Origin of the sequence: Microvirga sp. 2YAF29 (genome assembly GCF_052114605.1) — a bacterium.
Classification (GTDB): Bacteria; Pseudomonadota; Alphaproteobacteria; order Rhizobiales; family Beijerinckiaceae; genus Microvirga.
On sequence record NZ_JBFRFB010000007.1, the window covers coordinates 1 to 22,132 of the forward strand.

The window sequence follows — 22,132 nt, forward strand, 5'->3', positions numbered from 1 at the left end:
CGAAGCGGTGTACTCACCAAAGCATAGAACGGGTCGTTGTCTTATCCATGACCCTAAGGTCATCGCAAGGACACCGCCGCCTACGCTTCTCTTCCTCATCTCAACTTGTCAAAGAGCAAATCCCGTCCGACCCGGACAAGAAAAAGAGCTTCAAGCCATCCCGCTCGCCTTGCAGCGCCAGGACCCCCGAGGTCTCCATCAGGCCAACCACCAAAATGGCCGCCGTCGATGAAGGGGTATCTACCGAAACTCGTTTCTGACGTCAACAACAATTTTGAAGTTTTTTCGTCAGTTTCGAACTTCACCCGAAAGGCTTCAGTATTCAGGATAAGCTTCACCGTTCGCTGAAATGAAATAATTTCAACGTTTACTTGACCCTAAGCGCCTAGTGGCACGTGAAGTCTTTCAATTTCCGTCAGAGGAGCCGTGGATACGTACCTTTGATTGGCACTGCCCGGCTCGTGGCGTCGATCAGGACTTTGGAGACCCCGATCTGACCCGGCATGTGAAGGGTGCCCACTGGGAGCCCGTTCAATCCGAGGTCTGTGACATGAAGCCTGCCTGGATCTGAAAATCCGGCGGGGCTGCGGATATGTCGATTAGCCGGCGCTTTGTCAACTCCCTTTGGAGCTGTGCGATATTTTTTTGACCGCGCTGGGGATGCTTGCTTAAGGAGAGGTTAAAGAGCGGGCGTCTTCTTGGTCAGGACGATGACGGATCAAGCGGAGTGAAAGACTGCCCTGTTATCTGGAGCTGTCACCGCGATTGCCCGTGTTTCCCTGGTCTCCCCTGCCGCCCGAGCTTTGCGATATGGGCTGACATTCGCCGTCGACACGGCGCTCTCCCACCATACACTGCCTGTCCCGAGGACCAGGCTCCGCCAGCGCAGACCCGAACCCCGCGAACACCAGGCCTGCGATTGCGGTTCCAACCGCCTTAATCATGAGTGCTTTTCGAAATTGGGCCATATGCGCCTGACGTTCAAAGGGCCTTCACGGTTTCCATGGCCTTCTACACATCATCGGGAAGCCTCCTCACCCACGGGTTGGCCTCGACGGCAGAGCCCGGAAAAGCCTTGGGGTGGGATAGATGGAGCGGGCGATGGGAATCGAACCCACGACATTCAGCTTGGGAAGCTGACGTTCTACCTCTGAACTACGCCCGCGTCGTGCTGACCATATCGACCTTGGCGGCCGTTCCGCAAGGGGGTCAGCGGAAGTGCTTGGAGAGCTTCAGGCCTTGAGCCTGATAATTCGAGCCTGCGCCAGAGCCGTAGAGCACCTGCGGACGCTCCGCCATGCGCTCATAGACGAGGCGGCCGACAATCTGGCCGTCCTCCAGGATGAAGGGCACGTCGCGGGAGCGGACCTCAAGGACTGCGCGGGCCCCCTCCCCTCCTGCGCCGGCATGGCCGAAACCCGGATCGAAGAAACCGGCATAATGGACACGGAACTCGCCCACGAGCGGATCGAAGGGCACCATCTCGGCGGCATAATCCGGCGGTACATGCACAGCCTCCTTGGAGGCGAGGATATAGAACTGGCCCGGATCGAGGATCAGGGTCTGGCTGGCATCGGCGTAGAGAGGCTCCCAGAAATCCGCGACCCGGCAGGAGCCGGGCTTGTCCACATCGACCAAGCCTGTATGGCGCTTGGCCCGATAGCCGATGAGATTGTCTGGGCCAAAGCCCGCCAAGTCCACGCTGACGGCCACGCCGTCCTGAATCGAGGGCTCGGTCGAGGTCACGACGCGCTCGCGCTGGTGCAGGGCCTGGAGCTCGGCATCGCTCAGGCGCACCACTCCTTTCCTGAGACGAAGCTGGGAGAGGCGGGTGCCGGTCCGGACCAGAACAGGGAAGGTGCGGGGTGAAATCTCGGCATAGAGCCGGCCGTTATAGCCTGCGCCGATGGTATCGAATTCCTGGCTCCGGTCGGTGATGACGCGGGTGAACACGTCGATGCGGCCCGTGGAGCTCTTGGGATTGGCCGCGGCAGAGAGATCGTCCGGCAGGGCCAGGCTTTCCTGAATCTCAGCAATGTAGACGCTGCCGGTCTCGAGGATCGCGCCGGCGGAGAGGTCAATCTCATGAAAGCTCAGCTGGTTCAGGCGATCTTGGACCGTATGGCCTCGGCCCGGAAGGAAGCTGGCGCGGACCCGGTAGGCCCGGTGGCCCAGCCGCAGGTCGAGGCTCGCCGGCTGGACCTGATCGGAGGCAAAGGGCGTCTCCGGTTTGATCACGCCCGCTTCCGCGAGGCGCATGATGGCATCAGCCGATTGGATACCGTCCTTCAACGCAACCATGTCTGTCTTCCGAGGGCGAAGGCCCTCATTCGAGTTCTTGAGCCTGACCGTATCTCTAGAGCATCAGACCCAAAAGTGGAAACCACTTTTGGGATCTCATCTGATGCTTAATACTGAGAGCAGCGCATCGCTGGTGCTGGAAACCGGGAACACTTCTCGGCCGATGCGCAGAGAGATCTTGCCGGAATTTCAAAGCTCATGCTCGGAAAGATCCGCATCATCGCGGAAAGCGCCCCAAGCGGGCGGACCTCTCCCTGCCCTCGATTGACGGAACCTTCGGGCAGCCTTACCACCACAGGATCGAATTTCACGACCGGCTTCAAGGGACCACTCATGTACAAGGCCGTAACCCGCGGCATCAGCGTGACGGTGACACCCCGCTACATGCCTGAGGAATCCTCGCCGGAAAACAATCGCTATTTCTTCGCCTATACGGTGGAGATCATCAACACGGGCCTGGAGCGGGTTCAGCTGCGCTCGCGCTATTGGCGGATCATGGATGAGCAGGGCCGCATGCAGGAAGTGCGCGGCGCGGGCGTGGTGGGCGAGGAGCCGGTTCTTGGCCCCGGCGAGAGCTACAGCTATACGAGCGGCTGCCCCCTGACGACGCCGAGCGGCACCATGCAGGGAAGCTATGTGATGGAAACCAGCACCGGCGAGACTTTCGACGCCGAGATCCCTGCCTTCTCGCTCGATATGCCGCGCGAAAAGCGCATATTGCACTGAGGTTTTTATGTCCCAAAACGGTCAGCGGCTGACGCCGCTCGAGATGCTGGCGAAGCTGGTTTCGTTCGATACGGAAACCGCGAAATCGAACCTGCCCCTCATCGCCTTCGTCGAGGATTATCTCCAAAGCTGGAACGTGCCTTACATGCGCGTGCCGAATGCCACCGGCGACAAGGCGGCGCTCTATGCGACCATCGGGCCGCAGGACAAGGGCGGCGTGGTTCTCTCCGGGCATACGGATGTGGTGCCGGTGGCCGGCCAGAACTGGACCTCGGACCCGTTCACGCTTCGCGTCGAGAACGGGCGCGCCTATGGGCGCGGCGCGGTCGATATGAAGGCGTTCGATGCACTGGCGCTCGCGCTGATCCCTGAGTTTCAGGCTGCGAACCTGAAAACGCCGATCCATATCCTGCTCTCCTATGACGAGGAGACCACCTGCCTCGGCGTCGTCGATACGATCCGCAAGCTCGGTCATGACTTGCCCTTGCCGATTGCGGCTATCGTGGGAGAGCCGACGATGCTGGAAGTCGTGGACGCGCACAAGAGCGTCGTGACTTTTACGACGACGGTGCACGGATTGGAGGCGCATTCGTCCAAGCCTTATCTCGGCGCGAGCGCGGTAATGACGGCCGCCGAGCTGATCACCGAACTCAATCGCGTCAGTGACGAGATGATTGAGCGCGGCGACACATCAGGGCGCTTCGATCCGCCCTATACGACGGTGCATGTGGGCGTGATCTCCGGTGGCACGGCACGCAACATCATCTCGAAGTCATGCCGGTTCGATTGGGAGTTTCGTGGCCTTCCAAGCCAGGACCCGCATGAGATCCCGGACAAGCTCGCACGGTTCGCTGAAGAGGTGGCCTTGAAGCGGCTCAATCGCTTCGGCGATTTCGGCAGGATCGAAACCGAACTGCATGTGCATGTGCCGGGCCTCGCACCCGATCCCGGCTCGTTTGCCGAAACGCTGGCCTTACGTCTCGCGGGCAAGAACCGCACGCAGACGGTGCCGTTCGGAACGGAAGCCGGCCACTTTCAGGCTGCGGGCATTCCGACCGTCGTGTGCGGACCGGGCTCGATCGATCAGGCGCATCAGGCGGATGAATACATCACGCTTGACCAGCTTGAAGCAGGCGCGGCCTTCATGCGCCGCTTGGCGGCGACCTGCGCCAGTTCATAAGGCTTTTTAAAACCCCTCTTTCGTCATGGCCGGGCTTGTCCCGGCCATGACGATCCGAAAGGCGTGGCGCTTTATCAATCGGGATCACCGGCACGAGGCCGGTGATGACATGTGGTGAATGAAGCGGCCACTTTAGCCCTGCGGGGCTTCCGACTTCGCGATCTCGGCTTCCACATCGGCGGGATCGAGATCGTAGAAGCGCGAGCAGAACTCGCAGGTGATGCCGATGCGGCCGTTGTCGCCCACCATGTCGCGGCGATCCTCGGTTGAGAATCGGCGCATCATGCCCATGATGCGTTGATGCGAGCAGGTGCATTCCTCGTGCACGTGCTGTCCTTCGAACACGCGTACGCCGCGCTCATGGAAGAGCCGGTAGAGCAGGCGCTCGCTCGATACGGCCGGATCGATGAGTTCGTGGTCCTCGACAGTCGCAATCAGAGACTTAGCCTCGACCCAGGAATCGTCCTCCGATGATGTCGAGAGATCCTTCGATGCATGTCCTTCCGGGATGTCGCCGGGATCGAGATCGGCCTGACGCAGGCGCTCAGGCGACGAGGGCAGGAACTGGATCATCAGGCCGCCGGCGCGATAGGTGTGGCGGCCGTTTTCGAACTGCTCGGCCACCGCCAGACGCACCTGCGTCGGGATCTGCTCGGACTGGCGGAAATACTGGTGCGCCGCTTCCTCGAAGCCCTGGCCTTCAAGCGCGACGACGCCCTGATAGCGGCTGCGCTCCGTGCCCTGGTCGATAGTCATGGCCAGATAGCCGTTGCCGAGCAACCCGCCTGTGCTCGGAGTTGCAGAACCGAGAGCCTCGAGCTTCTCCTTGTCGAAGCGGGCGGTGGCGCGCAGCTTGTCCGGCGCGTTGAAATCGACCACCACCATGTCGATGATGCCATCGGTTTTCGTCTGAAGCTGGAAACGGCCTTCCAGTTTCAGCGATGCGCCGAGCATGGCGGTGAGCGCCGCCGCCTCGCCGATCACGCGCGCGACGATGTCGGGATAACCGTGACGGGCAAGGATGGTGTCGATGGAGGAGCCGAGACGTACCACGCGCCCGCGCACGTCGAGAGGCTCGACCGCGAATGGCAGGATAACGTCGTCATGTCCGTCGAGCGAAGCTGGACTCATTCGTTTGCTGCTCCAAGGCACCACGCGAGGATGCCCTTTTGTGCATGAAGCCGGTTCTCGGCCTCATCGAAAACCACCGATTGCGGACCGTCCATGACCTCGTCCGTCACTTCCTCACCGCGATGCGCGGGAAGGCAATGCATGAATAAGGCATCCTTGGCGGCCACGCCCATCAGGCGGCTGTTGACCTGATAGGGCTTCAGCAGGTTATGACGGCGGAACTCATCGTCGTCGCCCATGGAAACCCAGCAATCGGTCACGATGGCGTCTGCCCCCTCAGCCGCTTCAAAGGCATCGGTCGTCACGGAGATCTCCGCTCCCTCCTGCTTTGCCCAGGACAAAAGCTCCGGACGGGGAGCAAGTTCCGGCGGAGCGGCGATCTTGAGGCTGAAATCCAGGCGCGCCGCGGCATGTACCCAGGAGGCCAGCACGTTGTTGGCGTCGCCTACCCAGGCCACAGTACGGCCCTTGATGGAGCCGTTATGCTCCTCGAAAGTCATGACATCCGCCATGATCTGGCAGGGATGGGTGGACTTCGTCAGGCCGTTGATCACCGGGATCGAGGCGTACTGAGCAAGCTCGGTCACCATGGCATGATCGAGCGTGCGGATCATGATAGCATCCACGTAGCGCGAGAGCACCCGCGCCGTGTCGGCGATGCTCTCGCCACGGCCGAGCTGCATTTCCTTGCCCGTGAGCATCAGCGTCTCGCCGCCAAGCTCGCGCATGCCCACATCGAAGGAGACGCGGGTGCGGGTGGACGGCTTGTCGAACACCATGGCGAGCGTCTTGCCCTCGAGCGGACGCTCCTTCGCGCGTTCACCCTGACGGCGCTTGGCCTTGATGTCCGAACCGATCTTCAGGATGTGGCGGATCTCGGCGCCGGAAAAGTCGCTGAGATCAAGGAAGTGACGGGTACTCATTGGGCTGCTCCGGACTGAGCTTTCTTGTTCAGCTCAGTTTCAATGGATGCGCAGGCCGCATCCATGCGGTTGAAGGCTTCGGTGATATCGGCATCGTTGATGATAAGGGGCGGCAGAAGGCGGACCACATTGTCGCCCGCGCCTATGGCGAGGAGCTTGTGACCCCGCGCCGCCGCGATGAACTCGGTATTGGGCACGACGGTGCGAAGGCCCATCATCAGGCCAAGCCCCCTCACCTCCGAAATGACGGAGGGGTGGCGATCCTTCAGCTCGGCCATGCGCTGCTTCAACAGAAGGCCCATGCGCTCCACATGCTGCAGGAAGCCGGGCTCCAGGATCACGTCGAGCACCGCGTTGCCCACGGCCATGGCCAGCGGGTTGCCGCCGAAGGTGGTGCCGTGGGTGCCGACCGTCATGCCCTTCGCGGCTTCGGCCGTCGCCAGGCATGCGCCGAGCGGGAAGCCGCCGCCGATGCCCTTGGCCACCGACATGATATCCGGCGTCACGCCGGTCCATTCATAAGCAAACAACTTGCCCGTGCGCCCGACGCCTGTCTGCACTTCGTCGAAAATCAGCAGCAGGCCGTGCTGGTCGCAGAGGGCGCGCAGCTCGCGCAAATATGCGTTCGAGGCGGTCCGGATGCCGCTCTCGCCCTGGATAGGCTCGATCAGCAGAGCTGCCGTCTCAGGAACAATGGCGGCCTTCAGGGCATCGAGATCGTCGAAGGGCACCTGATCGAACCCTTCGACTTTCGGGCCGAAGCCTTCGAGATACTTGGCCTGACCGCCAGCCGCGATGGTGCCGAGGGTCCGGCCATGGAAGGCGCCCTCGAAGGTGATGATGCGGAAGCGCTCGGGGTTCCCGTTCACATAATGATAGCGGCGAGCCATCTTCACGGCCGCCTCGTTGGCCTCGGCGCCGGAATTGGAGAAAAACACCACATCGGCGAAGGTGTTCTCCACCAGCCGCCCCGCCAGGCGCTCACCCTCCGGAATCTGAAACAAATTGGAGGTATGCCAGACTTTAGAGGCTTGCTCCGTCAGAGCCTTCACGAGGTGCGGATGGGCGTGACCCAAGGCATTCACGGCAATTCCGGCCCCGAAATCGAGATATCGCTGCCCATCTCGGCCATAGAGCCAGGGGCCCTCCCCCTTCTCGAAGGATAGTTCGGCGCGCGCGTAGGTCGGCAGCAATGGCGATGTCACGGGGCTTCTCCGCCTGATATAAGAGACCCAAAGTCGCACCCGAAGAGGCCGACCGGGCCGAAAAAAGAAAGCGCCGCCCAAGCGGGGCGGCACGGAGGGGATTCTAACGAGGCGCGAGACCCTGTCAATTCAAGAGAAATGATCCGATTGATCACTCTGACTTTTCGGCCAGAGCATCTGATCCAAAGGCGGAATTCATTTTTGGGACTCATTCGGCGCTTACTTTTTAAGCAGGACATCAATAGATGCGGAAACTGAGCCACTATTTGCTGACCTGGCTCTCTGTATCCGCACGATGCGCGGGTGAGTTCCCTGGGGAAAACGACAAGGGGTGTTCAGGGACTCTTGCGCCCGAGTCCACCAATCCTGTAACTTCAGGGCAGTCGAGTACAACTTTCGTGCGGCGGCTTTCACCCTCAGGAGTGACCCTCACAACGCGGTCGGACACTAATATCTGTCCGCGAGGTAAGTGGGATTCTGAGTTTTGAGGAAGCTGCCGGCGATGGAGGCAAGTTTAAAAATGACAGATGCGGGCGCAACTTGGACCGATGAACGGGTCGAGCTTCTCAAGAAGCTCTGGACCGATGGCATGAGCGCGAGCCAAATTGCCGCCGAGCTCGGCAACGTGACCCGCAATGCCGTTATCGGCAAGGTTCATCGCCTCGGCCTCTCGGGCCGCCCGAAGGACGTGAAGGCCGCTTCCGCGACCCCGCGCGTCCGTAAGGCCACCCGCACGCCCAGCGCCCCTACCCCCATCGCGCCACAGGCCCACAACAATGTGTTGATCGCCCCCATCCCGCTTCAGCCCATGCGGCCGGAGCCGGTCGATATGGGCGATGACGACGTGGCCATTCCCATGTCCGAGCGCGTGACGATCATGGATCTGCGGGAATCCATGTGCCGCTGGCCCATGGGCGATCCCACGAAGCCGGAATTCCGTTTCTGCGGCGCCCGCTCCATCACGGGCCTGCCCTATTGCACCCATCACGCCCGCATCGCCTACCAGCCGGTGGCCGACCGCAAGCGTGAGCGCAAGCTGGCGCGCGCCTAAGCGAAAAGCACGTTAAGCAAAAGGCCCGCCGATGATCTCGGCGGGCCTTTTGCTTTGTCAGCCTTCAGCGTCCATGGTCTGATCCGAGCGGGCGAAGGTCTCGTCGAAGGAATAGCCCGCCCCTCGCACGGTGCGGATCGGGTCCGGGCTCTTCGGCAGGTTGATCGCCTTGCGCAGGCGGCCCACATGCACGTCGACGGTCCGTTCATCGATATAGACGTCGTGTCCCCAGACCGCATTGAGCAGATGCTCTCGGGAAAAGACCCGCCCGGGGCTCTGCATGAGAAATTCGAGCAGCTTGAATTCCGTGGGCCCCAGATGCAGGTCCTTGCCAGCGCGGCGCACGCGATGGGTCTCGCGATCGAGCTCCATGTCGCCGGCACGCAGCAGCGTCGCGATATGGGCGGGCTTCGTGCGGCGCAGGAGCGCGCGCACGCGCGCCAGCAGCTCGGGCACGGAGAACGGCTTGACGATATAATCGTCCGCCCCGGTGGCCAGGCCGCGGATGCGGTCGCCCTCCTCACCTCGTGCCGTCAGCATGATGACGGGAAGGCGCTCGGTTTCCGGCCGCACGCGGATGCGGCGGCACAGCTCGATGCCGGAGAGACCCGGCAGCATCCAGTCGAGGAGCACGATATCCGGCACCTGTTCGCGCAGGCGGATCTCGGCCTCGTCGCCACGGGCGACGCTGTCCACCTCATAGCCTTCGGATTCGAGATTGTAACGCAGGAGAAGCGTCAAGGGCTCTTCGTCCTCGACGATCAGAACGCGAGGCCTCATGCTCAGGCTCCCACCTCGGTCGCGGCATCGATGGAACGGTCGTTCTTGGGCCGGTCGATGGCCAGTGTCTCACCGGTGACAAGATAATGCACGGTCTCAGCGATGTTGGTGGTGTGGTCGCCGATGCGCTCGATGTTCTTGGCGCAGAACAGGAGATGCGTGCAAAAGGAGATGTTGCGCGGATCTTCCATCATGTAGGTCAGAAGCTCGCGGAAGAGCGAGGTGTAGAGCGCGTCGATGGCTCCGTCCCGCTTCCACACGTCGAGCGCGCGCACCGTGTCCTGCTGGGCATAGGCGTCGAGCACGTCCTTGAGCTGACCGAGAACGAGGTCGCTCATGTGCTGAAGGCCGAGCACGATCTTCTGGGGCTGGAAATCGCTGCCGATGACGAGCGCGCGCTTGGCGATGTTCTTCGCGAGATCGCCAATGCGCTCCACGTCACCGGAGACGCGGATCGCCGAGATCGTCTCGCGCAGGTCCACGGCCAGCGGTTGGCGGCGGGCGATGGTGAGGATCGCGTTCTCCTCCACCTCGCGCTGGAGAATGTCGAGGCGCTTGTCGGCGGCGATCACCGTCTGAGCGAGGGGCGTGTCGTGACGCACGAGAGCCTGGATCGCATCGACGAGCATCTTCTCGGCGATGCCGCCCATCTCGGAGATACGCCGACGAAGGGCCTGCAGGTCGTTGTCGTAGGAAGTGACGATATGCTCCGCCATCGGAGGTCTCCCTTGAGAAGCTTCGATCAGCCGAAGCGGCCCGTGATGTAGTCCTGGGTCTGTTTCTTGGTGGGGTTCATGAACATCTTCGTCGTGTCCCCGAACTCGATGAGCTCGCCGAGATACATGAAGGCCGTGAACTGCGAGATGCGCGCGGCCTGCTGCATGTTATGGGTGACGATGACGATGGTGAACTCGGAGCGCAGCTGCTCGATCAGCTCCTCGATCTTGCCGGTCGAGATGGGATCGAGCGCCGAGGTCGGCTCGTCGAGCAGGATCACCTCGGGGCGTTGCGCGATGGTGCGTGCGATGCATAGGCGCTGCTGCTGGCCGCCGGACAGGCCCATGCCGGACTGGCGCAGCTTGTCCTTCACCTCGTCCCACAACGCCGCCTTGCGCAAAGCTTCCTCGACGCGGCTGTCGAGTTCGCCCCTGGGCAGCTTCTCATACAAGCGAATGCCGAAGGCAATGTTGTCGTAGATCGACATGGGGAACGGCGTCGGCTTCTGGAACACCATGCCGACACGGGCGCGCAGCTCGTTCACATCGATGGAGGGCGAAAGCACGTTCTGCCCGTCGAGCAGGATTTGGCCTTCGGCGCGCTGTTCCGGATAGAGGCTGTAGATGCGGTTGAAGGTGCGCAGCAGCGTCGATTTTCCGCATCCGGACGGGCCGATGAGCGCCGTCACCTGCCGGTCGTGGAAGTCGAGCGCGATGTCCTTCAGGCTGCGGAAATCGCCATAGTAGAAGTTCAGGTCGCGCACGGCGATGCGAACGGGCGCGCTCGTATCGGCGATTGCAGCGTTTCCGATGGCGCTGCTTGCGTTTACGGCAATCGTGCTCATCGGACTTTATCCTTCTTCAAGAGCAGGCGCGCGACGACTGACAGCGCCAGGATCGACAAGGTGATGATGAGGGCGCCGGCCCAGGCCAGTTCGCGCCAATTCTGATAAGGCGCCAGGGCGAATTGGTAGATCGTAACCGGCAGGTTCGAGACGCCGCCCATGAGGGTCGGGCTGAACCAGAAATTATTGTTGAGCGCGGTGAACAGCAGCGGCGCGGTCTCACCGGCGATGCGAGCGGTCGCCAGAATGACGCCGGTGACCATGCCTGCGCGGGCGGCCTTCCAACTGATCTTGACGATCACCGTAGACATGGGCGCGCCGAGCGCGGCACCCGCTTCGCGTAAGGAACCCGGCACCAGGCGCAGCATGTCCTCGGTGGAGCGCACGATCACGGGAACGGCGATGATGGCAAGCGCCACGCCGCCGGCCCAGCCCGAATAGCCGCCCATGGGCTGCACCATGAGCATGTAGACGAAGAGGCCGATGAGGATGCTGGGTGCTGCGAGCAGGATGTCGTTGACGAAGCGGATGATCATGGCAAGCACGGAGGTCTTGCCGTATTCCGCAAGATAGGTGCCGGCCAGCACACCGATGGGCGTTGCCACGACGATGCCGAGAACGGTGAGGATCAGGCTGCCGACGATGGCATTGGCGATGCCGCCGCCTTCCGTGCCTGGACCGGGCGTCGTCTGCGTGAAGACCGCGAGCGAGAGACCGCCGACGCCCTCATAGATCAGCATCAAGAGGATCCAGCCGAGCACGAAGGCGCCGAGGCACGTGAACAATGTGCAGATGATCTTCAGCGCACGATCCGCGATATGGCGGCTGCGGCGCACGCGCCCCCATGGGGCCGGTGCGGTCGCCGCTGTTGCGGGATGGGGAAGAGCGATATCCATCATCAATCTCTCTAGTGGGTCTTCACGCGAGCGATCAGGAGGCGCGCAAGGGCAAGGACAATGAAGGTCACGATGAAGAGCACGCAGCCCAGCGCAAGCAGCGCGCTCATCTGCATGCCGGACGCTTCGTTGAATTCATTGGCGATGCGAGATGCAATGGTCGAGCTGGGGTCGAAGAGCGAGAGCGACAGGCGGTTTGCATTGCCGATCACGAAAGTCACGGCCATTGTTTCGCCCAACGCACGTCCAAGGCCGAGCATGACGGCACCGATGATGCTGACGCCAGCCTGCGGCAGAAGCACATGGCGCACGACTTCCCATGTGGTGCAGCCGATGCCGTAGGCGCTTTCGCGCAGCACGGTCGGGATCTGATCGATAATGTCGCGGGTGATCGAGGCGATGAAGGGAATGATCATGATCGCCAGGATGATGCCCGCCGTCAGCATGCCGACGCCCGACGGCACGCGAGCGTAAAGGATCGTGCCTAGGATCGGCATTCCCTCAACGATGTTCGTCAACGGAATTTGCACATATTGAGCGAAGAGCGGCGCGAAGACGAAGAGGCCCCACATGCCGTAGATGATGCTTGGCACAGCGGCCAGAAGTTCGATCATCGTCGAGACGGGACGGCGCAGCCAGGCCGGGCAAAGCTGCGTGAGGAAGATCGCGATGCCGATGGAGATCGGTACGCCGATCACGAGGGCGATGAGCGCGGAGGTCAGCGTGCCCGAGATGGCGACCCAAGCACCATATTGATCGAGCCCGACATTCCACACGCTGGAGGTCAGAAACCCGAAGCCGAACTCTCTGAAGGCAGGCCACCCGCCATAAAGCATCGTGCCGATGATGCCGGCAAGGACCGAGAGAACGAGCAGGGCGGAGCCGTAGGAAGCCCTGCGGAAGCCCTGATCGAAAGTCGGAGAGGAGCGGCGACGGACAGCCTGTATGTTCGATATGGTCATTTTATCAGACACGCCAGCCATCCGCCCTCACTCCTTAAAAGACAAACCTTGTTCAGGTCGTCAGTCTTACATCTGGTAGACAGCCTTGCCCGAGCCGTCCTTGATGTCCTTCGTCCAAGTGGCGCGGATCTGCTCGACGACGTTGTCCGGCAGCGGGACGTAGTCGAGATCGGAGGCGAGCTTGTCGCCGTTCTTGTAGGCCCAGTCGAAGAACTTCAGGACTTCGGCCATCTGCTCCGGCTTGTCGGCGGTCTTGTAGACCAGGATGAACGTGGGATTCGTGATCGGCCAAGCATCGTCGCCCGACTGGTTGGTCAGCGAGATGCCGAAGCCGGGAGCCGACGACCAGTTGGCGCTGGCAGCGGCAGCCTGGAACGACTTGATCTCCGGCTGCGGATACTTGCCGGCTTGGTTCTGGATCAGCGTGTGCGGGATGTTGTTCTGCTTGGCGTAGGCGTACTCGACATAGCCGATCGAGTTCGGAACCTGCTTCACCGTCGCGGCAACGCCTTCATTGCCCTTGCCGCCTTGGCCGATGGGCCAGCTGATCGTGGTGTTCGCGCCGAGCTCGGTCTTCCAAGCCTCGGAAACCTGCGACAGGTAGGTGGTGAACACGCTGGTCGTGCCCGAGGAGTCGGAGCGGTAGACCGGGGTGATGTTGGCATTCGGCAGGTTCACGCCGGGGTTCAGCTGAGCGATCTTGGCATCGCTCCACTTGGCGATCTTGCCGTGGAAGATGTCGGCGAGCACCTGGCCCGTCAGCTTGATCTGGCCGGGCTGGATGCCCTGGATGTTCACGACGGGGACGACGGCGCCCATCACGGTCGGGAACTGGAGCAGGCCGTTCTTGTCGAGGTCGGCACCCTTCATCGGAGCGTCGGTCGCGCCGAAATCGACGGTCTTGGCCTGGATCTGCTTGATGCCGCCGCCGGAGCCGATGGACTGGTAGTTCATGCCGTTGCCGGTCTCTTTCTTGTAGGCTTCAGCCCACTTCGAATAGACCGGGAAGGGGAAAGTCGCGCCTGCGCCAGTGATGTCAGCAGCGGACGCCGTGGTAAAGCTAGCGACGGCAAGGCCGGCCGCGAGGGCGAAGGACATGATCTTCACGAGTAATCTCCCTGTTCATTCAAGCGCGGCCGTTGGCTCAAAAACCCGTTCAGACTGCGCGATGGGACAGCTAGGCCCGAGGCATGTCGCCTCTACGACAGTTGGATGACAATTAAATGACACCCCCAAAGGATCCCCTTGGGACTTTTAGGATTCACGCTGTCACTTGATCGAGGGAGCTTCGGGAAGCGTGACGGTGAAACGGGCGCCCTGGCCCGGCTCGCTCGCGATGTCGAGATGGCCGCGATGGCGGTTGACGATATGCTTGACGATGGCGAGCCCAAGGCCCGTTCCGCCCTTGTCTCGGCTCTGCACCATATCGACCCGATAGAACCTTTCCGTCAGGCGCGGCAGGTGCTCCGGGGCGATACCGGGGCCATAATCCTGCACGGACAGCACCACATGGCCTCCCCCCTGCCCGGTCTCGGATGGAGGGCTCTCGATGGTCACATCGACCGCGCCACCGCTCTCCCCGTATTTCACGCCGTTCTCAATCAGGTTTTCGAGAATTCGGAGAAGCTCGTCCCGGTCGCCGAGCACGTGGACCGGCTGAGGCGGCATGGTCGCGCGAATGGTGACACCCCGTTCCTTCGCCATGGTCGCGTGTGTTTCCACCATCTGCCTGGCCAGGGCCACGAGGTCGATCGGCTGCGTGGGCAGGACATGGGCGCGCATTTCGATACGCGAGAGCGAGAGCAGATCGTCGATGAGGCGTTTCATGCGCTGCGCCTGCACCCGCATGATCTCGAGGAAGCGCTCCTGAGCCTTGGGATCGTTGCGTGCCGGCCCCTGGATAGTCTCGATGAAGCCGAGAAGCGAGGCCAGGGGTGTGCGCAGCTCATGGCTCGCATTGGCCACGAAATCCGCCCGCATCACCTCCAGACGCCGCGCGGAGGTCAGGTCACGGAAGAACAGTACCACGCCGGACTGGACGCCGATGCTCGCCGTGTCGCCTTGCAGGGGACCGATATGGACCTCGAAGGTGCGCTCCGTGGGAATGCGCTCGGAATATTCGATTTTCAGGGGCACCCCGGTCTCGAGGACCTCGTCGATCCCGTCGAGCACATCGGGGCTGCGGAGAGCGAAGGAGAGCGGGTGTCCCGTCTTGAGGCCCGGCAGGAGGGCATGGGCCGCCCGATTGGCCTCGACCACCAGGGAGCGTCTGTCCACGAGGATCACGGGATCGGGAATATGGGCGAGCAGGGCCTCGGCGATGCTGCTTCGCGCGGCGGCAATCGACTTGACCTGACGTTCCTGGTTCGGCTGGCGTCGCGTTCCGCCCAGCATAATGCTCAGCACCAGAGCGGCAATCGCTGCGAGCACGAGCCAGATATCGCCATAACCCCGCAGCAGCGCGACCAGAAATACGAGCAAAATCGCCAAAACGGCGCCTCGCAGCGTGGCCCGGCGCACCGCGTCCGTGGCGGGAGCGCCGTCAATCGGGTTCTCTTCGGGAGCGCTCATGGAAGGCCTCGGAGGGTTCGGGGTCTATCTAAAGCCCGAAACCCTAAGAGTCATCTCCTGCCACGCTTGATCAGGCAGGCTCCTCGTCCGGCTTGAAGGCGCTGCGGGAGGCGCGGATGCGGTTACGGACCTCGTAACCGCCGAGGAAGGCCAACGCCACCACGAAGGGCACAAGGTAATAGCACAGGCGATAGAGCAGCAGAGCGCCGAGCACCGGCTCGCGGGGATAGCTCGACAGGGCCAGGAGAATTGTGGCTTCGAAGACGCCGAGGCCTCCCGGCGCATGGCTCGCCACGCCTAGCATGACGGCGAAGATATAAACCGCTAGGAAAGTCTCGAAGTTGAGATTATGCCCTCCCGGCAGGAGAATGAAGAGAACGGCGCTGCCCGCGCATACGTCCGCTGCTCCAATCAGCATCTGAACCAGGGACAGGCGGAAGCCCGGCAGTTCCAGCTTCCAGCCCTGGATCTTGACCGCTCTGCGCTTGAGCGAGACCCAGACGAGGTATCCGACGACCAGAACCGCCGCGCCGAGGCCGACGAGCTGGTTCATCCAGATATGGGTGTAGACGAGGCTTGCCAGCTCGTCCGCCTTGCGGATCATGCTCCAGCCCAGGACGAGTGTCATGCCCAGCCAGAAGGTTACGCCTGTGATGACGGTCAGGCTCGCCACCCGCCCGGGGCTGACGCCTCTGGGGGAATAGATCCAGTAGCGCACCGTGCCCGCCGTGAGCAGCGGGAATCCCAGGGTGAAGCTGACCGCGTAACTGGTGAAAGAGGCGAGAGCCGTCGTGCGGTAGGGAATCTGAAGCTTGAGCTGACGTAACGCAATGGCGTCGTAGCAGGTCAAGAGGCTGTAGCTGATGATCGTGAAGAGGATGGCGAGGCCGATCTGGCGCAGGCTCGCGGCCGTGAAGGCCGATTTCAGCTCATTGATGTCGATATCCGAGACGATGTGCCAGAGCACGACTAGGGATGCGCCGAACAGGAGAAGGCTCGCCGCCATGCCGATCCAGGCAAAGCGACGGGAGCGGCGCTCCCTGGGATGAAGGGCGTCAGCGGATGCCATGTCGGGCGGAGCAACCGGCTGGGGGCTCATATCGTTCATGCAAAAATCAATCAGCCTCGGCGTGATACGGGGCGCTTCGGGGTCGAAGGCTGCCCTGCATCTATGCGCTCATGGCGGAGATCGCCAGACGTGAGCGGCTTCTTAATGCGTTCCACTCTCGGGGGCTACTCTTTCGGGCCGAAAATCCTAGGTTGAGAGCAATTTCGATTGTCAGCACCAAAAAGGGCCACAAGAATGGTGTTTACTTGGTGTAAAACGGGCATCCGAAGCGACCAGGGGAGTTTGAGTGACTTTCAATGAAACGGAAAACAGGTTTGCGGTTCTCGCGGAAGCCTTGCCGCAGCTGGTCTGGTCGACCCGCCCCGACGGCACCATCGATTACGTGAACCGCCGCTGGCAGGAATTCACAGGCGTTTCGATCGAGCGTTTCCTCGGCGAGGGCTGGTTGGCCGTGGTCCATCCGCAGGATCTGCCCCAGGTTCTGGAGATATGGAAGCAGGCCACGATCTCGGGTGCCCCCTACGAGGACGAGTTCCGGGTCAGGAATGCAGCCGGGGAGTATGAGTGGGTGCTCAGCCGCGCCATGCCCACCCACGCCCCATCCGGCGAGATCGAGCGCTGGTTCGGCACCAGCACCAACGTTAACGCCCAGAAGAAGGCGGAAGAGGCCATGCGTGGCCTCGAGACCCAGTACCGCCTTGCCCTGGAGGCGGCCAATCTCGGCACCTGGCAGATCGATCTGGAAACGGGCGTGGTTACCTGGGATGAAGGATCCTGCGCTCTGCACCATACCCCGCACGAAGGCCTTTACACCACAAGCCTTCATGAAGCCTATGCCGCCGTCCATCCCGACGACCGTGAGCGGGTGCAAAGATGCATCGAGCACGCATGCGGGCCCGACGGGGACGGTCATTACGAATGCGAATACCGCGCCAACCTGCTCGACGGACAATTACGTTGGTTCCGCTCGGTCGGGCAGACCTCCTTCATTGAAGAAGGCCGAGAGCGCCGCGCCGTCCGATTGTCGGGCGTTCTGAGCGACATCACAGACCGTCAGAGAACGGAAGAGGCGCAGGAGCTGCTGACGCGGGAACTCAACCATCGGGTCAAGAACCTGTTCGCCATCGCCAACGGCATGGTTTCCATGACCGCCCGGACGGCGAAGGATCCAAAGGAGATGGCAAACGCCCTTCGCGGCCGCCTGGGAGCCCTGTCACGCGCGCATGAATTGGTGCAGCCGGCAGCCACGCATCACGGCATAGGCTCCGAGGTCGATCTGGTGCAGTTGTGCGAAGCCGTGATCGAGCCATACCGACAGGGAGGCGAGAACAGAATCGACATCAAGGGACCCAGCGTGCCGGTAGGCTCCAACGCCACCACGAGCCTCGCGCTCGTCCTGCACGAACTGGCAACCAATGCCGGCAAATACGGCTGTCTCTCACAATCGGAGGGACACTTATCCCTTCGCTGGACCATCCAAGACGACCTGGTTGATTTGCTGTGGATCGAGACGGGCGGCCCGGCCATCGAGGGCGAACCCGAATTCGAAGGTTTCGGCACGCAGCTTTCCCAGAGAAGCATTGCCGGGCAATTGGGCGGCACCCTGGACAGGGAGTGGTTGGTGGAGGGCCTGCGGGTGCACATGACCTTGCCTCTGAACCGCTTGACGGGCTAACGACACTCGCGATCCCGAGGAACAAGCCCATGACAACTTACCGGTCCGCTCTCGTTCTGGGCGGCGCACGCTCGGGCAAGAGCCGTCTGGCGCTGCAATGGGCGCAAGACGCCGCTCCATCCCGCACGCTCATCGCGACCGCACAGGCTTTCGACGCGGAGATGCGTGCCCGCATCGCTCTTCATCAGGGCGAGCGCGATGAAACATGGCGGACAGTGGAAGCACCTCTGGAATTGGCGCAGGCCATCAGGATGCATGCCGTGCCAGGACAGGCGGTGCTGGTGGATTGCCTGACGCTCTGGCTGTCGAACATCCTGCTCGCGGAACGGGATGTGAAGCGCGAAGCGGATGTGCTCACCGCCGCGGTGCGGGACGCAAAAGGACCTTTGATCCTCGTCTCCAACGAAGTTGGCCACGGCATCGTGCCAGCGACGCCTTTGGGCCGCGCGTTCCGCGATGAGCAGGGACGCCTCAATCAGCTCATCGCGCAAGCCTGCGAGGCCGTGGTGTTCGTGGCGGCAGGATGCCCGGTGCTGCTCAAGCCATCCCCTCCCTTAAACCTGCGGCTCCGATGAATCGAGCGTCAGCGCACCTTCGCGCGGATCTCTGAAGCCAGCGCGTCGATGGCGGCGGGCGTGGAAGGGCCGTCGCAAATCGTCAGCTTGCTCTGAAGGACGAGACGGCGCTCCGGCGGTACCGCCCGGACGAGTGCCGGATGAACGAACAGCGCCGTGCCGTTATCGATCGTGCGTCCGGCGGCTTCATCGACGAGAAGAAAGTCGGGTGGCGTGGTGACGATGGTCTCTAACCGCGCCATTCCGCCATGGGGAAGGCCGAGCGCTTCGTGATGCGGCGTGAGGCCCATATGACCTAAGAGTTCGCTCGTGGGCGAGGTCGCGGGCAGCACCCACCCTCCCCGGTCGTAAATCAGAACGCTGCTTTTGGTTTTTGCAATCCCCTTCGTGCGTTCCAGCGCGGCGTCGATTTCCTTCACAAGAGCCTCGCCTCGCTCCGGATGCCCAACCGCCTGCGCGATGGCACGAATCTGCTCTCGTCCCTCTGCAAAGCTCGTCCACGAGCCGAAGGCGAGGACATTGAGGCCCTGGCGCCGCAACAGGGCGCTCTGGCTCTGGCTGGTATAGGTGCCGGCGAGAACGAGATCGGCTCCGCTGAACAGGATCGTCTCAGCCCGGCCGTCATTGACGGGCAGTCCTCCCGCCTCTTTTGCCATGAAGGAAATCGAGGCATCGCGCACCAGCGGGCTGAGGGAAGCGATCTGCTCCCTGTCGGCGAGGGCCAGCAGCATCTGGTCGGTGCAAAGGTTGAGCGACACGATGCGCTGGGGCCGATTTTGGGCCTGCGCCGCAATGGCAGACAGCAAAAATGTGACGCCGAGCATCGGCATCCATCTGAAAAACCTGCCAAGGCGCAGTTGCGGCATGAGGAACAAGCCCGTAAGAGAGTTTCCGACGTTGGTGCCTCGACCATCGAGGTGAAACGGGAACACGGTGCGGACTTTGTCCTATTCCGTGGCTGCCCCCGCAACTGTAAGCGGCGAGCGGCGATCCTTCATGCCACTGAATCTTTGAGCGCGAAAGCTCAAGAGAATTTGGGAAGGCGGATCGCTTCGCGATGACCCGCAAGCCAGGAGACCGGCCGGCGTCGAAAACGCAAACCCATTTTGCTCGCCGGTGGGGCGAGCAGGAGGTCTCCATGACTCTGCCTTCACGCCGCATGCTTGCGGCATCCGTCTCGTTTTGCGCGCTCTTCCTCGGTGCTGCCCATGCGCAATCCATCAATGAGGCTCCGCCCGTTCCCGATTTCGTGGTCACGGCCACGCGCTCTCCCCTTGCGATCACCCAGGCCGGCAGCGCCATCTCGGTGATCACGGGCGAAGAGATCGAGAAAGAATCCATCAAGACGCCCGTCGAGGTGCTGCGCCGCGTCCCCGGCGTCACGGTCGTGGAAACGGGCGGACCCGGCGGCACGACGACCGTGCGCATCCGCGGTGCGGAAGCCGGCCAGACGCTCGTGCTCATCGACGGCATCCGCGTGAACGATCCGTCCTCGGATTCTGGCGAGTTCGACTTCTCCAACCTGTCGGCAGTCGATATCGAGCGCATCGAGGTTCTGCGCGGTCCACAATCGGCGCTTTACGGCTCCGATGCCATGGGCGGCGTCATCAACATCATCACCCGCAAGGGCAAAGGCGCGCCGCGCATCAGCGTGGGCGTGGAAGGCGGAAGCTACGCCACCAAGGCCGGACGCGCCGCAATCTCAGGCAGCAACGGTGCGGTCTCCTACGCCTTTTCGGCCACCGGCTTCGATACGGCGGGCTTCTCGCGCTACGGCTATCGTATCGGCCGCATTGAGGATGCGCTTTCTTCGCCGCTCGAATCTGACAGCGCAAAACGCTTGGGTGCGGCTGGACGCGTGACGGTTGCGATCTCGCCTGACGTGGAATTCGAAATCGGCGGCTATGCGAACACGAACAGAGCTCAGATCGACAACAGTTCGTCCTCCTTCGAGTTTCTGCCGGACGCGCCTTCACGGACGCAGCAGCGCTTGTACGAAGGCCATTCGCGCCTGACCGCCAATACCTTCGACGGAATGCTGAAGAACACGTTCCTCGTGTCCGGCAGTCGCACGGATCGCGATTATCGTCTCATTGGTTCCTACGGCCTGCCGAGCCTCTATTGGGACGATTACGGATATCAGGGCGGCCGGCTCTCCGCCGAATATCAGGGCGATCTGAAGCTCGGCACCTTCGGACTTCTCACCTTCGGCGCGAAAGCGGAACAGGAGCAGCTCATCTCCACGACGCGCAACGTGCTTCCCATCGAGACGCCGGAACGCGAAACGGTGGATGCCACGCAGACGACGCGCTCGCTCTATGCTCTCCACCAGTTCAGCCTGTTCGAGAACCTGCATCTGTCACTCGGCGGCCGCCTCGATGCAATTCAAGATGGCGACACCTTCGGCACGTGGCGCGGAACCGCCGCTTACGAATTCGTCGAGACCGGCACCAAGTTGCGCGCGAGCCTCGGCACCGGCGCGAAGGCTCCGACGCTGTATCAGAAATTCGATCCCTTCTCCGGCACCGCTGATCTCGAATCCGAGCGTTCCATCGGTTTCGATGTGGGCGTGGATCAGCGTTTGGCGGATGATCGCGTGCTGCTCTCGGCGACGTTCTTCGCCAACCGTTTCCGAAACCTGATCGGTTACGGCATCGCCGATACGTGCCAGCCTGAGCAGACTTATGGTTGCTTCATCAATGTGAACCGGGCGCGCACCAGCGGCTTGGAATTGTCCGCCGATATGCAGGTCATCCCCTCGTGGTTGAACATCAAGGCGAGCTACACGTATCTCGAAGCCTTCGATGAGGAGACGGACCTTCGCCTTGCCCGCCGCCCACGCGACGAAGGACGCCTCGGCTTCGTGATGACGCCCATTCAAGGCTTGTCCATCGAGCCATCCGTAGTGTTCGTGGGAAGCCGCTTTTCGTCGCCGGGAGAGCTCTACGAGCTTGCTCCCTACGCCCGGCTCGATGTCTATGCCGACTACAAGATCAACGATACCTTCAGCATCTATGCCCGCGCGGAGAACCTGACCGATGCGCGCTATCAGGAGGTCTATGATTACGGCACGGCGGGCCGCTCCTTCTATGCGGGACTGCGCGCCACCTGGTAACCGCGATCACGAAGGCTGAAACAAAGCTAAAGAGCCGGATGCCCGAGGCATCCGGCTCTTTTTCATGCTCTGGATTGCCTTTATCCAGCCATATTACGCAACGGAATGTATTGTTTGACGCTTTTGGATCATCAATAAGTTTTATTCCGTTGCGGCAAGTTGCCCCTATAGAAGTTGCGTAGAATTGTCGCGTTTTTCCCTAAATTAAAGAGAAACTCATTTGAATTCCTCTTTACGTAAGCGGGTGGCGCATCGTCGCACCAGGGAACCAATTCTTAGCGAAAGGCCAAGCTGACCTATTCTGGACATATGGACTTAGCACATACTCGCCCTCGTCAATGAAGAAGGACCGCGAACCTGGCTCAGACAGGAAGCGGCCATTTCAGGGGGCTACACCGAATGCAGGTTGCT

The 22,132-nt window shown here is 61.8% G+C and carries 19 protein-coding genes, 1 tRNA gene and 1 riboswitch; of the genes, 6 read left to right on the plus strand and 14 right to left on the minus strand.

Annotated elements, in window-relative coordinates; genetic code table 11:
* Positions 1-1,090 precede the first annotated feature (1,090 nt).
* A tRNA-Gly gene (locus tag AB4Y85_RS10935) sits at positions 1,091-1,165 on the minus strand.
* Between the two features lie 44 nt (positions 1,166-1,209).
* Entirely contained in the window at positions 1,210-2,301 is a 1,092-nt protein-coding gene (locus AB4Y85_RS10940) for a 2'-deoxycytidine 5'-triphosphate deaminase (RefSeq protein WP_441984929.1), read from the minus strand.
* 333 nt (positions 2,302-2,634) lie between these two features.
* On the opposite strand from AB4Y85_RS10940, the gene apaG reads away from it, so the two are divergent.
* Complete coding sequence (apaG, locus tag AB4Y85_RS10945; protein ID WP_441984930.1) at positions 2,635-3,027, plus strand: Co2+/Mg2+ efflux protein ApaG; 393 nt, start codon at positions 2,635-2,637, stop codon at positions 3,025-3,027.
* 7 nt (positions 3,028-3,034) lie between these two features.
* Positions 3,035-4,207, plus strand: a complete 1,173-nt coding sequence (argE, locus tag AB4Y85_RS10950) for an acetylornithine deacetylase (RefSeq protein WP_441984931.1) — start codon at positions 3,035-3,037, stop codon at positions 4,205-4,207.
* A 132-nt stretch (positions 4,208-4,339) separates the two neighbouring features.
* Here argE and AB4Y85_RS10955 read toward each other — a convergent pair whose 3' ends face one another.
* Genes AB4Y85_RS10955 through AB4Y85_RS10965 form a run of 3 tightly spaced genes read right to left on the minus strand, consistent with a single transcriptional unit; the run spans position 4,340 to position 7,466 of the window.
* The gene (locus AB4Y85_RS10955) at positions 4,340-5,338 is read right to left on the minus strand and encodes an Hsp33 family molecular chaperone (protein ID WP_441984932.1); all 999 of its coding nucleotides are present in this window, start codon (positions 5,336-5,338) and stop codon (positions 4,340-4,342) included.
* A complete protein-coding gene (gene argF / locus AB4Y85_RS10960; protein ID WP_441984933.1) occupies positions 5,335-6,261 on the minus strand; it encodes an ornithine carbamoyltransferase in 927 nt (308 codons plus the stop codon). The genes AB4Y85_RS10955 and argF overlap by 4 nt, the downstream gene beginning before the upstream one ends.
* Positions 6,258-7,466 (minus strand): aspartate aminotransferase family protein, encoded by a 1,209-nt coding sequence (locus tag AB4Y85_RS10965; protein WP_441984934.1) that lies wholly within the window; start codon positions 7,464-7,466, stop codon positions 6,258-6,260. The genes argF and AB4Y85_RS10965 overlap by 4 nt, the downstream gene beginning before the upstream one ends.
* A gap of 520 nt (positions 7,467-7,986) precedes the next feature.
* Between AB4Y85_RS10965 and AB4Y85_RS10970 the strand changes: the two genes are divergently transcribed.
* Positions 7,987-8,517 (plus strand): GcrA family cell cycle regulator, encoded by a 531-nt coding sequence (locus AB4Y85_RS10970; protein ID WP_441984935.1) that lies wholly within the window; start codon positions 7,987-7,989, stop codon positions 8,515-8,517.
* Positions 8,518-8,574: 57 nt separating this feature from the next.
* Here AB4Y85_RS10970 and phoB read toward each other — a convergent pair whose 3' ends face one another.
* From phoB to AB4Y85_RS11010, 8 genes are all read right to left on the minus strand, one after another.
* A complete protein-coding gene (gene phoB, locus AB4Y85_RS10975) occupies positions 8,575-9,297 on the minus strand; it encodes a phosphate regulon transcriptional regulator PhoB (RefSeq protein ID WP_441984936.1) in 723 nt (240 codons plus the stop codon).
* Positions 9,298-9,299: 2 nt separating this feature from the next.
* Positions 9,300-10,013: a phosphate signaling complex protein PhoU gene (gene phoU / locus AB4Y85_RS10980; protein ID WP_441984937.1), complete on the minus strand. Its 714-nt coding sequence runs from the start codon at positions 10,011-10,013 to the stop codon at positions 9,300-9,302.
* A 26-nt stretch (positions 10,014-10,039) separates the two neighbouring features.
* Positions 10,040-10,858 (minus strand): phosphate ABC transporter ATP-binding protein PstB, encoded by an 819-nt coding sequence (gene pstB, locus AB4Y85_RS10985; protein ID WP_441984938.1) that lies wholly within the window; start codon positions 10,856-10,858, stop codon positions 10,040-10,042.
* Positions 10,855-11,754: a phosphate ABC transporter permease PstA gene (gene pstA, locus AB4Y85_RS10990; protein WP_441985137.1), complete on the minus strand. Its 900-nt coding sequence runs from the start codon at positions 11,752-11,754 to the stop codon at positions 10,855-10,857. Before pstA ends, pstB begins: the two co-directional genes overlap by 4 nt.
* 11 nt (positions 11,755-11,765) lie before the next feature.
* The gene (gene pstC, locus AB4Y85_RS10995; protein WP_441985138.1) at positions 11,766-12,716 is read right to left on the minus strand and encodes a phosphate ABC transporter permease subunit PstC; all 951 of its coding nucleotides are present in this window, start codon (positions 12,714-12,716) and stop codon (positions 11,766-11,768) included.
* A gap of 66 nt (positions 12,717-12,782) precedes the next feature.
* A complete protein-coding gene (gene pstS / locus AB4Y85_RS11000) occupies positions 12,783-13,814 on the minus strand; it encodes a phosphate ABC transporter substrate-binding protein PstS (protein WP_441985139.1) in 1,032 nt (343 codons plus the stop codon).
* A gap of 171 nt (positions 13,815-13,985) precedes the next feature.
* A complete protein-coding gene (locus tag AB4Y85_RS11005) occupies positions 13,986-15,287 on the minus strand; it encodes an ATP-binding protein (protein WP_441984939.1) in 1,302 nt (433 codons plus the stop codon).
* 70 nt (positions 15,288-15,357) lie between these two features.
* Positions 15,358-16,395, minus strand: coding sequence for a lysylphosphatidylglycerol synthase domain-containing protein (locus AB4Y85_RS11010; RefSeq protein WP_441984940.1), 1,038 nt, complete (start codon positions 16,393-16,395; stop codon positions 15,358-15,360).
* A 247-nt stretch (positions 16,396-16,642) separates the two neighbouring features.
* On the opposite strand from AB4Y85_RS11010, the gene AB4Y85_RS11015 reads away from it, so the two are divergent.
* Together AB4Y85_RS11015 and cobU are read left to right on the plus strand one after the other, a co-directional pair.
* Complete coding sequence (locus AB4Y85_RS11015) at positions 16,643-18,031, plus strand: sensor histidine kinase (RefSeq protein ID WP_441984941.1); 1,389 nt, start codon at positions 16,643-16,645, stop codon at positions 18,029-18,031.
* A 29-nt stretch (positions 18,032-18,060) separates the two neighbouring features.
* Entirely contained in the window at positions 18,061-18,606 is a 546-nt protein-coding gene (cobU, locus tag AB4Y85_RS11020; RefSeq protein WP_441984942.1) for a bifunctional adenosylcobinamide kinase/adenosylcobinamide-phosphate guanylyltransferase, read from the plus strand.
* An 8-nt stretch (positions 18,607-18,614) separates the two neighbouring features.
* Here cobU and AB4Y85_RS11025 read toward each other — a convergent pair whose 3' ends face one another.
* Positions 18,615-19,430: an ABC transporter substrate-binding protein gene (locus tag AB4Y85_RS11025; protein ID WP_441984943.1), complete on the minus strand. Its 816-nt coding sequence runs from the start codon at positions 19,428-19,430 to the stop codon at positions 18,615-18,617.
* A gap of 57 nt (positions 19,431-19,487) precedes the next feature.
* Positions 19,488-19,706, plus strand: a riboswitch (cobalamin riboswitch).
* A gap of 38 nt (positions 19,707-19,744) precedes the next feature.
* On the opposite strand from AB4Y85_RS11025, the gene AB4Y85_RS11030 reads away from it, so the two are divergent.
* Positions 19,745-21,721 carry a TonB-dependent receptor plug domain-containing protein gene (locus AB4Y85_RS11030; protein ID WP_441984944.1) on the plus strand — a complete coding sequence of 659 codons (1,977 nt, stop codon included), beginning with the start codon at positions 19,745-19,747 and terminating at the stop codon, positions 21,719-21,721.
* Positions 21,722-22,132: the final 411 nt, after the last annotated feature.